Origin of the sequence: Ideonella sp. (assembly GCF_035254525.1) — a bacterium.
GTDB lineage: Bacteria > Pseudomonadota > Gammaproteobacteria > Burkholderiales > Burkholderiaceae_C > Ideonella.
In genome coordinates this window covers 1-15,058 of sequence record NZ_DATFAN010000052.1, presented here as the reverse complement: position 1 = coordinate 15,058, position 15,058 = coordinate 1, and the positions used below count along the sequence as shown (strand labels likewise).

Below are 15,058 nucleotides of genomic sequence, written 5' to 3'. Positions count from 1 at the left end.
CAGGACAGCGGCCACTACATCGTGTGCCAGGGCGAGCGGCGCATCCGCGTGCTGGAATTTTTGGAGGGTTATCCGTTTCACGTGGCGCGCGTCGAATTCCTGGAAGATGAAAACGAGCAAGGCCATGATATCCAGGCGCGCCTGTTGCAGCTCAAGCAGCGCGCCGCCGACATCATTGACCTGCTGCCGCAGGCGCCGGCCGAACTGGTGACGGCGACCCAGAACATCAGTTCGGCGGCGGCGCTGGCTGATTTCGTCACCGGTCTGATGGATTTGCCGCTGCAACAAAAGCAGGAAGTGCTGGAAACCCGCAACTTGACGCTGCGGCTCGACAAGGTGCTGCAATTTTTATCCGACCGCATCGAGGTATTGAAGCTGTCGCATGAAATCAACGAGCAGACCAAGGAGCGCATGGATGACCGGCAGCGCGAATTCTTGCTGCGCGAACAGTTGAAGACGATTCAGAAGGAACTGGGCGATGCCACGGATAGCGTGGCCGAGGTCGAGAAGCTCCAAGCCGCGCTGCTCAAGGCCAACATGCCGGCCGAGGTCGAGGCGCACACGCGCAAGGAGCTGCAGCGGCTCGAACGCATGCAGGAAGCGGCGGCCGAATATTCGATGCTGTGCACTTATCTGGAATGGATGACCGAGCTGCCCTGGTCGGTCCAAAGCGAGGAACACATCGACATCGGGCAAGCGCGTCGCATTCTCGACGAAGACCATTTCGGCCTGGACAAGGTCAAGCGCCGCATCCTCGAACATCTTGCCGTGCGTAAGCTCAACCCGGCCGGGAACAGCCCGATCCTGTGCTTGGTCGGGCCACCCGGCGTGGGCAAGACCTCCCTCGGCCAAAGCGTGGCGCGCGCTACCGGCCGTAAGTTCGTGCGCGTGGCGCTGGGCGGCGTGCATGACGAAGCGGAAATCCGCGGCCACCGGCGCACCTATGTCGGCGCCTTGCCTGGCAATATCATCCAGGCGCTGCGCAAGGCCGGTACGCGCAATTGCGTCATGATGCTCGACGAGCTCGACAAGCTCGGTGCCGGCATGCACGGCGATCCGGCCGCCGCGCTCCTTGAAGTGCTCGACCCGGAGCAGAATGCGCATTTTCGTGACAGCTACCTCGGCCAGCCGTTCGACTTGTCCAAGGTCATGTTCATCGGCACGGCCAACATGCTCGACACCATCCCCCCGCCTTTGCTCGACCGCATGGAAGTCATCCGCCTGCCCGGCTACACTGCGCAAGAAAAGGCGCAGATCGCGCGCCGCTACCTGGTTCCCCGGCAACTCGAAGCGGACGGGATGACCGAGCAGCAATGCCGCATCGACGATGCCGCCATCCATGCCATCATCCGCGGCTACACGCGCGAAGCCGGCGTGCGGAATCTCGAGCGCGAGATCGGCACCGTCTTTCGGCATGTCGCGATGCTCATTGCCGAAGGTTCCGCGCAACAGATGCAGCTCGGGCTGGAACAGGTGCTGGACATTCTCGGGCCGAAGACGTTCGAGAGCGAACTGGCGCTGCATGCAGGCTTGCCAGGAGTGGCGACTGGCCTGGCATGGACGCCGGCCGGCGGCGACATCCTGTTCATCGAGGCGACCGTGACGCCAGGCAATGGCAAGCTGATCCTGACCGGCAAGCTGGGCGACATCATGAAGGAAAGTGCGCAGGCGGCGCACACCCTGGTCAAGGCGCATTGCGCAGAACTCGGCGTCGATGCCGCTGTCTTCGAGAGCAGCGACATTCATGTGCACGTGCCTGCCGGCGCCATGCCCAAGGACGGCCCCAGCGCCGGCGTGGCGATCTATGTCGCGCTGTGCTCGCTGCTGACGCACCGTCCAGTGAGCAATGATTGCGCGATGACTGGCGAGATCAGCTTGCGCGGCCTGGTGCTGCCGGTCGGCGGCATCAAGGAGAAGGTGCTGGCCGCGCAGCGCGCCGGCCTCGCCCGCGTGATGATCCCGGCGCGCAACCAGAAGGACCTGCGCGACGTGCCGGAGTCGGTTCGCACAGGCTTGAACGTGGTGCTGCTCGACAACGTCGACGATGCGGTGCGGGCCGCGCTGGGCGAAGCCGGCGCGCCCTGAACGGTCAGCCCTCGGTCACTTCGCCGGCACGACGCTCGACAGCAACTCCGCATCGAGCACGCCCGGACCCTGCGGGTGCATGGCCGAGCGCTCGACGTGGCGCTTGATCGGGTCGATGCCGGTGGCCGGACTCACCCAGCGCGTTTCGGCCTCGCCAAGGCTGTTGATCCAGCTTAGGCGGTAGGCCTTGAAGGTGCCAGCGGGCACGGTCACGTCCTCCCAGGCCTCGACCTTCCAGTCGATCTTCAACGGAATCGCCCGGCCGCTGGCGGGCACGGTCATCATGTACTGCGAGCTCCAGGCCTTGCCCACCTGCAGTGGCCACTGGTAGGCCATCGGTGGGTCATATGACGTGACCGTCGAGCCCTTCGCATCGAGGAAGGCCAGCAGCGCCAGGCTCGCCGGGTCACTCAGCGTGGCGCCAACGCCGGGCGCCGTGGAAGCCACCACCTCACGGCCTTGCCAGGTGCGCGTGCTCAAGGTCCAGACGACCTGGCCGTCGTAGTCGCCAAGACTGCCCGAACTCTTGCGGTGGTAGGTCACCACGGAACCCATCGGCATCCGCGTCATCTTTTCCGCGATCGGCGGCGTGGGCGGGCTCGTGGCGCAGCCGCCGGCCGACAACAGCACGGCCGAAGCGGACAACGCCATGGCCAGCGGCAGGGAACGAATGGTCTTCATGAAAACTCCTCCGGCATGGTTGGTGTGTCGGCGATCGCCCGCCGATCCATTCCACTTTGGCGCCGGCCGCGACGTACGCGCTGATGCGCATCAATCGCGGCGCCGCTGCGCTGCCTATGCTGCGAAGCAACCAGGAGGTCGCAATGCTCAAGCCATGGATCGCCTCGATGCTCGTCTGCGCCGCTTCGGCGCTGCAGCCGGCCGCTGCCGACACGGCCATTGCCTACACCGAGCGGCCCGTCAACCTGCGCGCAGGCCCCGCACGCGGCTACCCGATCGTCGCCGTGCTGCCTTCGGGCCTCGAGGTGTCGGTGCTCGGCTGCGTGCGCGACTACACCTGGTGCGATGTGGTCGCCGGCCCCGACCGCGGCTGGGTCTATGCCGCGTTCCTGGACTACCCTTACCAGGGCGCCCGCGTGCCGATCCTGCGCTACGGCCCGGAGATCGGCATCGCCATCGTCGGCTTCGTGCTGATGGACTACTGGATGCTGCACTACAACGACCGGCCCTGGTATCACGACCGGGACCGCTGGGTTCACCGCTACCCGCCGCCACCACCGCCGCACCGCCCGGCGCCGCCGCCCCGCGATCCGCGCTGGCAGCCTCCAGCCAACCCGGCACCGCCCCTCCACCCTGCGCCGCCGTCCAAGCCATCGCCCCAACCGCCTAAGAGGCCGCCGCCGCGCGACCCCATCATGCCGGGCCAGCCGCAACGCTGACCGGCCATCTGCCTGGAGACCTGACATGAAGCCATCGCTCATCCGCCACGCCCGGCTGCTCGCCCTCGTCGCTGCCACGGCCACTGCCTTCAGCGCGCATGCACTGATGCGCGGCACGACGGCCGACGGCTCGCCTTTCGTCGAGGGCGGCATCGGCGCCGACGAGACGACCGCGCTCGAAGCGCAGCGCGACCAGTACAGCCTGTGGCTGATCACGGCCGTGCGGGTGTCGGGGGCCTACCTCGCCGAGGTGCAGTTGCGCATCACCGATGAGCGCGGCCGCGTCCTGCTCGAGCGCAAGATGTCCGGCCCCTGGCTGCTGGTGAACCTGCCGCTCGGGCGCTACGAGCTGCAGGCCAGCTACCGCGGCGAGACGCTGCGCCGCACGGCCACCATCCACGCCGGTGACCACCACCAGGTCATCTTCCACTTCGGCGTCCAGGGCGAGATGCAGCCGCCGCCGAAGCCGGAAGCCCGCTGAAGACCCGTCCCGTGAACGCGCCGTCCGGCATCCCGGCGCCGAGTTCCGACGCCAAGCTGCACTTCCTGATGTCGCTCGAGGCGCCGGGCGATGCGGGCGACACCGGCGAGAGGGCCGAACTGGTCGAGACCCACATGTCGTGGGTGGTGCTGCATGGCCCCTACGCGCTGAAGCTGAAGAAGCCGGTGCGCTACGACTTCCTCGACTTCTCGACGCCCGAGGCGCGGCGGCGCGACGCCGAGGCCGAGCTGCGGCTGAACTGGCGCCTGGCCCCGCAGGTCTATCTGGGCGTGCGTGCGCTGCAATGGCACGACGGCGAGTTCGCCCTCGTGCCCGCCGAGGACTTGCCGGCGCCTGGCGCGACCGTCGACTGGGTGCTGGTGATGCAGCGCCTGCCGGCGGAGTTGATGCTCGATCGCCAGCTCAGCTCGGGCACGGTGCAGCCGGCCGAGATCGACACCCTGGCCGACCGGCTGATCGCCTTCTATCGCGACGCACCGCGCGCGGCCGTGTCGGCCGAGGACTACCTCGCGCGCGTGCAGCGCGAGCAGCGCGAGAACCGGGCCGTGCTGCTGATGCCGCGCTTTCGCGATGTCGATGCCGCAGCCCCCGTGGATGCGGTCGATGCCGCGCTGGCGGCGCATGCCGGGCTGCTCCAGGAACGGGTGCGCAGCGGCCGCATCATCGAAGGCCATGGCGACCTGCGGCCCGAGCACGTGGGCATGCTGCAGCCGCCGGTGGTGATCGACTGCCTCGAGTTCGACGCGGCGCTGCGCGAGATCGACCCCTTCGACGAGCTGGCCTACCTGGGCATGGAGTGCGAGGTGGCCGGCAACGCCTGGATCGGCCCCCGCCTGTGGGCGCGCTGCAGCGCCGGCCTGGGCGACGTGCCACCGCCGGCGCTCGGGCCCCTGCATGCGGCGCGGCGTGCGCTGCTGCGCGCGCGGCTGGCGCTGGCCCACCTGCTGGACCCCGCGCCGCGCACACCCGAACGCTGGGTGCCGCGCGCCCGCCAGTACCTGGCCCGCGCATCGGCCGCCCTCGGCCGGATTCCGGCGGCCTGAGTCAGCGCCGCAGCACGCATTTCTCGTACAGGCCGAGCAGCCGGGCCTGCGGGTCGTAGCGGGCCTTGAGCCGCTCGTAGGCCTGCAGGTCGTAGGCGCGCGCGAATTCCTCGGGGCTGAAGAAGCTGTCGGAGTACAGCGACTTGATGCCGCCCAGGCGCATCGCCTCGCGTTCGACGAGCCGGTTGAAGTGGCCGGGCTCGTGCGCAATCGGGCTGTCGACGACATCCCAGAAGCCGAAGTTCAGGTACAGCATGCCGGCGCGCAGCGGGAACAGCGTGAACGGCCCGCCGACCTCGCGCAGCGGACAGACCCAGATCGGCACGATGCCGATCTCGCGCAGCAGGAAATCGAGGAACTCGCCTGCGCGATCGAGCGGGATGTCGACATCCTGGATCACCGATTCGGGGTGCCGGCCGGTCAGCCGCGCCCAGCGGCGCGTCAGGCCCCAGCGGCTGTTCCAGCGCATCACGCGCTGGTAGGTGCGCGAGTTCAGCCGCGAGCGGCCCAGCAGGCGCCGCACGATGGGGTGCTGCGCGCCGACCTGCCGCGAGCACCAGAACCAGTCGGTGTCCCAGCGCCAGAGGTAGTCCTGCACGCGCAGGTGGTCGAGCTCGCGCTCGAGCAGCGAGCGGTAGTAGATGCGCTCGTAGCCGTAGTCGCTCACGCCCGGCGCCCAGTCGGTGAAGCGGCCGACGTTCAGCACCGCGGTGTGGCGGTCGAAGACGACGCCATCGACGAAATCGGCACGCGGATCGCGGCAGGCGGCGGCCGCCTCGTCGATGAACCGCGCCAGGTCCGCGCAACGGCGGTGCTCCACCTGAACGAACCGCCGCGTCGGCACGGTGCCCAGCCTGAGCCTCAGTGCGTAACCCAGCGTGCCGTACGAGTTCGGGAAGCCGTGGAACAGGTCGCGGTACTCGTTGTCGGGCGTGCAGGCCACGACCTCGCCGCTGGGCAGCAGCACATCGAGCTCGCGCATCGTGTGGTGCACGAGGCCGGCGCGAAACGACGTGGCCTCGATGCCGACCCCGGCCGCCGCGCCGCCCGCGGTGATCGTCTTGAGCTGCGGCACGACCGCCGGCATCCGCCCGTGGGCGAGCGTGGCTGCCACCAGTGCCTCGTAGCTCGTGCCGCCTTCGACGTCGACCCAGCCTTCGTGGCTGTTCACCTCGATCACGTGGTCGAAGCCGCTCAGGTCCAGCCGCCGGTGCGCGGCGCCGGCGCGGTCGCGAAAGAGGTTCGAGGTCGATTTGGCCAGCCGTGGCGGGCCATCCGCGGCCAGCGCACGCATGGCCGCCGCCGCTTCGGCACAGCGCTGCGCGTAAGCCGGTGCCGAATCACCCATACAGGAAGCCCCGCCCCATCGGGTAGTCGGCCATGTTGATGCGCCCCTTGCAGAACACGATCTGGAACAGATGCGTGTAGCCCGCCGGCGAGCGGAACATCTCGGCACAGCCGATCAGGTAGGCCCGCCAGACACGGTGGAACCGCTCGTCGAAGCGCACCGGGTCGAGCGCGCGGATCTGCGGCCAGCCGCGTTCGAATCGCTCGGCCCAGACATCCAGCGTCAGCGCATAGTGCCGGCGCAGGTTCTCGATGTCGACCACCTCCAGGCCGCAGCGCTCCATCTCGACGATCACGTCGGCCAGGCTGGGGATCCAGCCGCCCGGGAAGACATGCTTGCGAATGAACAGCTCGGTCTCGAAGCGCCCGACATGACCGATGAAATGCAGCACGCCCAGGCCGCCCGGCTTCAGGAAGGCGGCATGCGCACGGATGACCTCGGCGAGCTGGTCGCGCCCGGCATGCTCCAGCACGCCGATCGACACCAGCTTGTCGTAGGGGCCATCGACATCGCGGAAGTCGGCCTCGCGCACCGCGAGCTGCTGCTGCAGGCCGCGCCGCTCGATCTCGCCTTGCAGCCACTGCACCTGCTCGGTCGTGGTGTTGACTCCGGTGCCGAGCGCGCCGGTGGTCTCCAGCGCCCGGAACATGAAGCCGCCGAAGCCGCAGCCGACGTCGACATAGCGCTCGCCGGGTGCCAGGCGCAGCTTGCGGCAGACGTGGTCGATCTTCTGGCGCTGGGCCTGCTCCAGGCTCGTCGTGCCCTCGGGCCAGTAGCCGCAGGTGTACATCATCAGCGGGTCGTCCAGCCACCGCCGGTAGAACGCCGTGCCGAGGCCGTAGTGGGCCCGGGCGTTGGCCTTGGCGCGGGCCGGCGAGGCGTTCGAGTGTCGCCACTCGTGCAGGTCGTTCTCGAGCCCGTTCCATGGCCGCGTCTGCAGGTCGAACCCCGCCGCCAGGCCGGCCGCGAAAACCGCCCGGAGCTCGCCCCGCACATCCATCGTCTGATCGAACCAGGCTTCGAGCAGGCCCATGTGGCCGCGGGTCATCGTCGCCACCAGCGCCGCATCGGTGTGGAAGACGATGGCGAAGGCCGGTGTGCCGGTGCCGCTGCGAAGGCGCCGGCCGTCGGGCAACTCGACCTCGAAGGCCGCGCCCGAACGTGCCGCCAGCGAGTCCATCACGACCTGCAGCGGGTGGCGGGGGCCGGACTGCCACCAGGTGGCCGCTGTCGTCATCGTCAGGCCTCCTCCGTATCAGACCACTCTAGGCAGAACGCGGCGGCCCTGCTTGCGCGCGCGCAAGCCGTTGCGCTGGCGCAAGCGGCGCCGCCCGGTGGTGGCGCACAAACGGGAGCATGGAAGCGCCGTCGACCGAGACCTTCAAGCTGCTGCTGGCCGGCGACGTGATGACCGGCCGCGGCATCGACCAGGCGCTGGCCGACCCGCTGCCGCCGCGGCTCTACGAGCCCTGGGTGCAGGATGCGCGCGAGTACGTGCGCCTGGCCGAAGCGGCGAACGGGCCGATTCCGGCACCGGTCGATCCTGACTATCCCTGGGGCGAGGCGCTCGCGGCCATCGCGCGACTGGCGCCCGACCGACGGATCGTCAACCTCGAGACCGCGATCACCGGCGCGCAAACGCCCTCGCCGGGCAAGCGCATCCACTACCGCACGAACCCCGCCCACGTCGGCTGCCTGGCGGCCGCGCGCATCGATGCCTGCGCGCTGGCCAACAACCATGTGCTGGACTGGGGTGTTGCCGGCCTGGCGCAGACGATCGAGGTGCTGCGCGCCGCCGGCATCGCGTGCGCCGGCGCCGGCGGCGACGCGCGCGAGGCCCGCGCCCCGGCCGTGCTGCCGCTGCCCGGCGGATCCCGGCTGCTGTTGTTCGCCTTCGCGGCGCCCGGCTGCGGTGTGCCGGACGACTGGGCGGCCGGGCCGCAGCAGCCTGGCGTGGCGCTGCTGCCGCGGCTGGACGAGGCCGACGCCCAGGCCGTGTGCGCCGAGGTGGCACACGCCCGGCGTGCCGGCGACTGCGTGCTCGTCTCGCTGCACTGGGGCGAGAACTGGGTCGGGCAGGTGCCGGCGGCCCATCGCCGCTTCGCCCATCGCCTGATCGACCTCGGCGCCGCCGACGTGGTGCACGGCCATTCCTCGCACCACCCGCTGCCGATCGAGGTGCATGCGGGCAAGCTGATCCTCTACGGCTGTGGCGACCTGATCAACGACTACGAAGGCATCGGCGCGCACGGCGCGCTGCGCTCCGACATCGGCTGCCTGTACGCGGCCACGCTGTCGTGTGCAGATGCCCGCCTGCAGGCGCTCGAGATCGTGCCGCTGCAGCTGCGCCGTTTTCGGCTGTCGACGCCCTCGGCCGAATCGCTGCACTGGCTGCACGACCTGCTCGCACCGGGCTGCACCGCGCTGGGCAGCCGCATCGAGATCAACCCGGGCGGGCGCTGGCAACTCGCCTGGTCCTGAGCCTCGCGAACTATCTCTCGATCACTCGGCGCACGACGGGCCGCCGCTGCCAGGCCTTGGCGGCCCGCTGTGGCTGGCCGGTGCCGTAAGCCTGGCGGCCGAGCGAGAAGGCCTCCAGCCGTGCGCCGACGCGGTGGTTGATGGTGCCGTCGGTGGCATGCCCGGCGGCGTCGGCCGCGCCGGCCGGGATGCCGGTCAGCAGGGCAATCGCCTGGTCGACGTCATCGACCGGGTAGACGTGGAACCGCCCCTCGGCGACCGCCTGCACCACGTCCTCACGCAGCATCAGGTGCTGCGCGTTCGCGCGCGGCAGCAACACGCCCTGCTCGCCATTGAGGCCGCGCGCCCGGCAGACGTCGAAGAAGCCTTCGATCTTCTCGTTGACCGCCCCCACCGCCTGCACCTGGCCGAACTGGTTGATCGAGCCGGTCACCGCCAGCGACTGGCGCACCGGCGCGCCGGCCAGCGCCGACAACAGCGCGCACAGCTCGGCCAGCGAGGCGCTGTCGCCCTCGACCGGGCCGTACGTCTGCTCGAAGACCAGGTTGGCCCGCAGCGACAGCGGCAAGCCGTGCGAGTAGCGCGCGCCGAGGAAGGCGACGAGGATCAGCACGCCCTTGGAGTGCAGCGGCCGGCCGAGCTGCGACTCGCGCAGGATGTCGACCACCTCGCCGTCGCCCAGCCGCGCGGTGGCGGTGATGCGCACCGGATGGCCGAAGGCGAACTCGCCGAGCTGCGTGACCGCCAGCCCGTTGACCTGGCCGACGTGGGCGCCCGCGGTGTCGATCAGCAGCGTGTCGCGCAGCACCGCGTCGTGCAGCGAGCCGCGCAGCCGGTCGGCGCGGTGCTCCGCGGCGGCCCGCGCCGCCAGCACGTCCTCGCGGCAGATGACCGCGCGGCCGGCGCGGCCGGCGAAGGCGTTGGCCTCCTGCAGCAGGTCGTTCAGCGGCCGGGTGCGTGTGGACAGCTTGCCCGCGTCGCCCGCCAGCCGCGCCGCCTGCTCGACCAGGCGCGCCGCGGCGCCGCGGTCCAGCGGGCGCAAGCCCTGGCTGCGCGCGAGCGAGCCCAGCAGGCGCACGAACTCGGTGGTGTGCTCGGCATCGCGCGGCACCTCGTCCTCGAAGTCGGCGGCCACCTTGAACAACTCGTCGAACTCGTCGTCCAGCTCCTGCAACAGGTAGTAGTGCTCGCGCTCGCCGAACAGCACCACCTTCAGCTGCACCGGGATCGGCTCGGGCTCCAGCGGCAGCGTGCCGCCGAAGCCCAGCAGCTGCGGCAGCGACTCGATCACGATCTGCCCGGTGCGCAGCACGCGCTTGAGCCCGTCCCAGGCATAGGGCTGACCGAGCAGCTGCACGGTGTCGAGCAGCAGGTAGCCGCCATTGGCCTGGTGCAGCGCGCCCGGCTTGATCAGCGTGAAGTTGGTCAGCAGCGTGCCCATGTGGGCCAGGTGGTCGATGCGGCCGATCAGGTTCGGGTAGCTCGGGTTGTCGCAGGACTCGACCGGCGCATGGCCCGCTGCCTCGTGGCCGACCAGCAGGTTGACCTCGTAGCGCACCAGCGACAGCGTGCCCGAGATGCTGCTGATCTCCTCGTCGTCTTCCTGCGTCTTGTGCTCGCGCAGCTGGCCGCCGGCCTCGACCACGTCCTTGAGCACCTCGTCGAGGAAGGCGATCACCTGCGGCAGTGCGGCGAAGCGCTCCTTCAGCTCGTCGATCAGGTGGCCGGCGGCCAGCGCCATCGCGTCGCGGCTGGCCTCTCGGATGCGGGTCTGCATGTCGCGGCGCGAGCGCGGCAGTTGCTGCAGCAGCCGGGTCAGCGCCTCGCGCAGCTCCCCCATCACCTTGGCGATCCGGTCGCGCTCCTCGTCCGTCATCTGATCGATCTGCTCGCCGGTCATCGGCGCGCCGTCCTTCAGCGGGGCGAACGCGAAGCCCTGCGGCGTGTGCAGCAGCGCCACGCCCTGCGCGGCCGCCTTGTCGCCGAGCGCCTGCAGCAAGCCGTCTTCGCTGCGCTTGAACTCGTTCTGGATCGCCTCGATGCGCGAGCGGTATTCCTCGCTCTCGAACGCCGCCTCGATCGCCTTGGCGATCTCGCCGACGAAGCCATGCATCTCGTTGCGCAGGCGCGCGCCCTCGCCCGCCGGCAGGCTCAATGCCCGCGGCTTGTTCGGGTCGGCAAAGTTGTAGACGTAGCACCAATCGGCCGGCGCCGGGCGCGCGGCCGCGTCGGCCGCGAGCAGGCGGCGCACGATCTGGTGCCGGCTGCTGCCGCTGCGGCCCAGCACGAACAGGTTGTAACCTCGCCCGGCGACCTCCAGGCCCACCTGCACGGCCTTGACCGCGCGCGCCTGCCCGAAGGGTTGCTGCGGCTCGGGCAGCGTGGCGGTGGTCTCGAAGTCGAACTGCGACGGATCGCAGCGTGTGCACAGGCGCTCGGCAGGCAAGGATTCGTTGGGGGACACGGCGCAGTTTTTCGGGTGTTGGAGTTCGGCCATGCGAAGCGTGCGACAGCGGGGCGAAATCGTCTTGACGAGCATCAAGCTGAAGCTCAACGGTCCACCACGGGCTCACCACAGCCTTGCGCCACCCGCTCGCGGGCCTGGTCGCGCAGGCGCACGGCGTCGCCCCAGGCGCTGCCCTGGGCGCGCAGCAGCCCATGCACCTGCACGGCGACCGCGCCGCGGCGCGGCCACCAAGCCCCGTCGCGCAGCACCGAGCGGGTGCCGCGCAGGCTGACCGGCACCACCGCCACGCCGGCTTGCGCCGCCGCGATGAACGCCCCCATGTGGAACGGCCGCAGGCCCGGCGCCCGCGTCAGCGTGCCCTCGGGAAAGAAGACCAGGCACTCGCCGGCCTGCGCCGCCTGAACCAGGCGCTTCGCGTCTTCGACACTGGCATGCACGTCGTCGCGCTCGACGAAGCGCACGCCCACGCGCCCCAGCAGCCAGCGCAGCGGCGCCAGGCGGGCCAGCTCGCGCTTGGCGACGAAGCAGGCCGGCGCCGGCAGCGCCGCGGCGAGCAGCAACCAGTCGAGATAGCTCGCATGGTTGGCCACGGCGATCCAGGGGCCCGCCGGCAGCGCCGCGGTGTCGTCGATCGCCGCCGGCAGCCCGCTCGCCCGCACGACTGCCCGTGCAATCGCCCGCTCAGCACGCTTGCGCGGCGCCCGCGCCGGCCACAGCGCCACCGCGCAGCCGGCCAGGGCACCGGCGGCCAGGACCAACCACGCCCAGGCACCGAAAGCGACGAAAGCCAGCCCGCGCCCGGGCTCGCGCCACCGGCGGCGCAGCGCGTCCAGCCACAGCGCCGCGAGTTGCCGCGCGATGCCATGCCCCGCTTGCCCCAAGCCGCCCTGCTCGTACAGGCTGCGGCAGGCCGCGCGGCGGATCTTGCCGCTGGAGGTCTTCAGCACCGCGTGCGGCGGCCCCAGCACGATGTCGTCCGGCGGCAGCCCGAGCACCTCGATCGAGCACTGGGCAATGCGCTCGCGCAAGGCCCGCCGCTGCGCCGTCTCGGCGACGCGCGTCTCGGCCAGCACGACGACGCGCTCGCTGCGGCTGTGCGGGTCAGCGGCGCCGAAGACCGCCACGCAGCCGCGGCGGATGCCCGGCAGCGCGCCGACGGCCTGCTCCAGATCGTAGGGGTGGATGTTGTGGCCGCCGCGGATGATCAGGTCCTTGGCCCGGTTGGTGAGGTAGACCTCGCCGTCAACGATGTAGCCGACATCGCCCGAATCCAGCCAATCGCCATCGAACAGCGCCTTGGTGGCCTGCGGGTTGCGGAAGTAGCCCGCCGTCGTCGACGGGCCGCGAAACTCGATGCGGCCTTCGTGCCGGTCGGGCTGCTCGGCGCCGTGTTCATCGACGATCCGCAGCTCATGGCCCGGCAGCGCCAGGCCGCAGCAGACCACGTCCATCGCCCCTGGGCTGCCGGCACCGGCCGGCTCGGCGCGCCCACGCTCCTGCAGCGCGCGGCGGTCGACGACGTCGACCCGCGGCCCGCGGCCGAGCGGCGGAAAGGCCAGGCCCACGCCGCACTCGGCCAGCCCGTAGACCGGCATCATGGCGCGCCGATCGAAGCCGACACGGCCGAAACGCTCGCCGAACAGGGCCAGCGTGGCGGCATGCACCGGCTCCGAGCCGTTCACCGCCGCGCGCCAGGCGCGCAGGTCCAGCCCCTGCAGGTCGGCGTCCGGCACGCGCGTGGCGAGGATCTCGTACGCAAAGTTCGGCGCGCCCGTCAGCGTGGCGCGCTGCTCGCTCATCGCGCGCAGCCAGCGCGAGGGCCGGCCGAGAAAGGCCTGCGGCGGCATCAGCAGCAGCGGCATCGCGTGGTACAGGCTGCCCAGCCAGGCACCGATCAGGCCCATGTCGTGGTACAGCGGCAGCCAGCTCACGAAGCGGTCGCCCGGGCCGACCTTCAGCGCCTGCCCCATCGCGCGGATGTTGGCCAGCAGGTTGGCATGCGTCAGCACCACGCCCTTGGGCTGGCCGGTGCTGCCCGAGGTGTACTGGATCAGCGCCGTGTCCTGTGCGCCGCGCAGCACCGGCTGCGGCGCGCGGCCGGGCCCGCGCAGCCGGGCGGCGTCCAGCACCGCGCGCAGCCCCGGCGCGCCGGCCCGCAGGATGCGCGCCGCCGGCAGGGCACGCTCGTCGCTGATCAGGAACGTCGCCTGTGCGTTGGCCAGGATGTTGGCCTGGCGGCGCAAGTGGTCCTCGATCTGCGAGGCGCGAACAGGCGGGTAGATCGGCACCGGCACGCCGCCGGCGAGCAGGATGCCCATGAAACACTGGAGAAAGTCGAGGCCGGTCGGCAGCATCAGCGCGACCGCCTCGCCGGTGGCCAGCCCCTCGTGCTGCAGCGCCGCCGCGGCCACCCGCGCCTGCTCGAGCAGCGCCGCGTGGCTCAGTTCCTCGGCCGCCTGCCCTTCCTCGCGCCAGAGGGTGACGTGGCGCCGGGCGCCGGCCCGCTCGGCATGCCACTGCAGCACCTCGAGCAAGGTGGTGGCCTCGCGCGGCAGGTCGGCCGCCCCGGGCGCCGGGGGTGCCGGGCCGGGCATGGCCCCGGCATGCTCTGCAACGCGCACGCTGGCGCCGGCCCGCGCCGGCGCGGCCGCCAGCGCACGCAGCAGGTCGCGCGGGGTCTGCGCTGCCTGCATGGCGGCCTCGGGCATCTGCACGCCGAAAGCCCGCTCCAAGCGCAGCATCAGCTCCATGCGCGCCAGGCTGTCGACGCCCAGCGTGCGCTCCAGATCGTCGTCGAGCGCCGGCGGCGGGGCGTCACCGCCGCGCAACTCGCGCAACAGCTCCTGGATCACCGACGCGAGTTGCGCCGGCGTTACCTCGCCAGGGTGGGTTGACGGCACGTCGCCACCCCGGCCCCCGTCAGCCGACGTGGTGCTTGCCGGGACTGACCCGCTTGGCCTGCCGGCCCTCGGCGGCCACTTCCGGAATGAACTGAACCTCGGTGCCGATGCTCAGGTGCTCGAACGGCACATCGGCCATGTTCTCCGGCCCGAACCAGTATTCGTCGCCGTCGGCCGTGCGGATGAAGCCGCAGTGGTCGGCGTCGTCGAAGCGCACGACCTCGCCGCGCAGCGGCGTCGGGTGGAGCTTCTCCTGGCCGCGCATGCTGCGCGCCGTGTCCTCGATGCGGCGCCGGATCGCGTCGAACGCGTCGCGCAGCGCCACGTACACGTCCTCGTCCTGCACCCGGTCGATGCTCAGTTCATGCCCCGGCAACGTGACGTCGATGCGCACGGCATACGGCTTGCCCTGGTGCTTGTGGCGATGCTCCAGCTCGATCGTCACCCGGCACGCCATCAGCGCGGGGAAGAAGCGGTCGAGGCGGGCAGCCTTGTCGCGCGCGGCGGCTTCGACGGCCGGCGAAGGCTCGAGGCCCAGAAAGCGGATGTCCAGCGGTTGCTTCATCGTGAATCTCCTGGCATGTGCCAACGATGGCGCCGACGCGGCACGCGACCTTTGCGCTGCCGCAACTGCGGTGCAAGCCGCTGACTACGCATCAGCGGCGCAAGCCGCCGCGGGCGCGTCAGCGGCTCCAGGCCGCGTGGCTCTCGCGCAGCGCCAGTGCGAACAGTGGCACGCACGACGCCGTTTCCAGCTTGGCGGCCAGCGGGCTGCCCGGCACGACCCGGAACGCGGGCACGCTGTCGCAGACCACGACCCGCTCGATCGCCG

11 protein-coding genes are annotated in these 15,058 nt (G+C 70.8%); 5 read left to right on the top strand and 6 right to left on the bottom strand.

Features of this window, described 5'->3' with window-relative positions; all coding sequences use genetic code 11:
- The coding region (gene lon, locus VJ693_RS04800) for an endopeptidase La (RefSeq protein WP_324152333.1) at nt 1-2,085 on the top strand (2,085 nt) is incomplete at its 5' end.
- A 15-nt stretch (nt 2,086-2,100) separates the two neighbouring features.
- Here lon and VJ693_RS04795 read toward each other — a convergent pair.
- Nucleotides 2,101-2,766, bottom strand: a complete 666-nt coding sequence (locus tag VJ693_RS04795) for a hypothetical protein (protein WP_324152332.1) — start codon at nt 2,764-2,766, stop codon at nt 2,101-2,103.
- A 143-nt stretch (nt 2,767-2,909) separates the two neighbouring features.
- On the opposite strand from VJ693_RS04795, the gene VJ693_RS04790 reads away from it, so the two are divergent.
- The 3 genes from VJ693_RS04790 to VJ693_RS04780 are packed head-to-tail and all read left to right on the top strand — an operon-like array spanning nt 2,910 to nt 5,030.
- On the top strand, nt 2,910-3,485 hold the full coding sequence (locus VJ693_RS04790; RefSeq protein WP_324152331.1) for an SH3 domain-containing protein: 576 nt from the start codon (nt 2,910-2,912) through the stop codon (nt 3,483-3,485).
- A gap of 25 nt (nt 3,486-3,510) precedes the next feature.
- Nucleotides 3,511-3,966, top strand: coding sequence for a hypothetical protein (locus VJ693_RS04785; protein WP_324152330.1), 456 nt, complete (start codon nt 3,511-3,513; stop codon nt 3,964-3,966).
- A gap of 11 nt (nt 3,967-3,977) precedes the next feature.
- Nucleotides 3,978-5,030 carry a hypothetical protein gene (locus VJ693_RS04780; RefSeq protein WP_324152329.1) on the top strand — a complete coding sequence of 351 codons (1,053 nt, stop codon included), beginning with the start codon at nt 3,978-3,980 and terminating at the stop codon, nt 5,028-5,030.
- A gap of 1 nt (nt 5,031) precedes the next feature.
- Here VJ693_RS04780 and VJ693_RS04775 read toward each other — a convergent pair whose 3' ends face one another.
- On the bottom strand, nt 5,032-6,378 hold the full coding sequence (locus VJ693_RS04775) for an FAD-binding oxidoreductase (protein ID WP_324152328.1): 1,347 nt from the start codon (nt 6,376-6,378) through the stop codon (nt 5,032-5,034).
- A complete protein-coding gene (locus VJ693_RS04770) occupies nt 6,371-7,615 on the bottom strand; it encodes a cyclopropane-fatty-acyl-phospholipid synthase family protein (protein ID WP_324152327.1) in 1,245 nt (414 codons plus the stop codon). Before VJ693_RS04770 ends, VJ693_RS04775 begins: the two co-directional genes overlap by 8 nt.
- A gap of 119 nt (nt 7,616-7,734) precedes the next feature.
- Here VJ693_RS04770 and VJ693_RS04765 point away from each other — a divergent pair, with 119 nt between their 5' ends.
- Nucleotides 7,735-8,859 carry a CapA family protein gene (locus VJ693_RS04765; RefSeq protein WP_324152326.1) on the top strand — a complete coding sequence of 375 codons (1,125 nt, stop codon included), beginning with the start codon at nt 7,735-7,737 and terminating at the stop codon, nt 8,857-8,859.
- Between the two features lie 10 nt (nt 8,860-8,869).
- Here the strand turns inward: VJ693_RS04765 and VJ693_RS04760 are convergent, their stop codons facing one another.
- From VJ693_RS04760 to VJ693_RS04750, 3 genes are all read right to left on the bottom strand, one after another.
- Complete coding sequence (locus VJ693_RS04760) at nt 8,870-11,323, bottom strand: Lon protease family protein (RefSeq protein WP_324152325.1); 2,454 nt, start codon at nt 11,321-11,323, stop codon at nt 8,870-8,872.
- Between the two features lie 86 nt (nt 11,324-11,409).
- Nucleotides 11,410-14,226, bottom strand: coding sequence for an AMP-binding protein (locus tag VJ693_RS04755; RefSeq protein WP_324152324.1), 2,817 nt, complete (start codon nt 14,224-14,226; stop codon nt 11,410-11,412).
- A gap of 19 nt (nt 14,227-14,245) precedes the next feature.
- Nucleotides 14,246-14,791, bottom strand: a complete 546-nt coding sequence (locus tag VJ693_RS04750; RefSeq protein WP_324152323.1) for an HPF/RaiA family ribosome-associated protein — start codon at nt 14,789-14,791, stop codon at nt 14,246-14,248.
- Between the last annotated feature and the right edge of the window lie 267 nt (nt 14,792-15,058).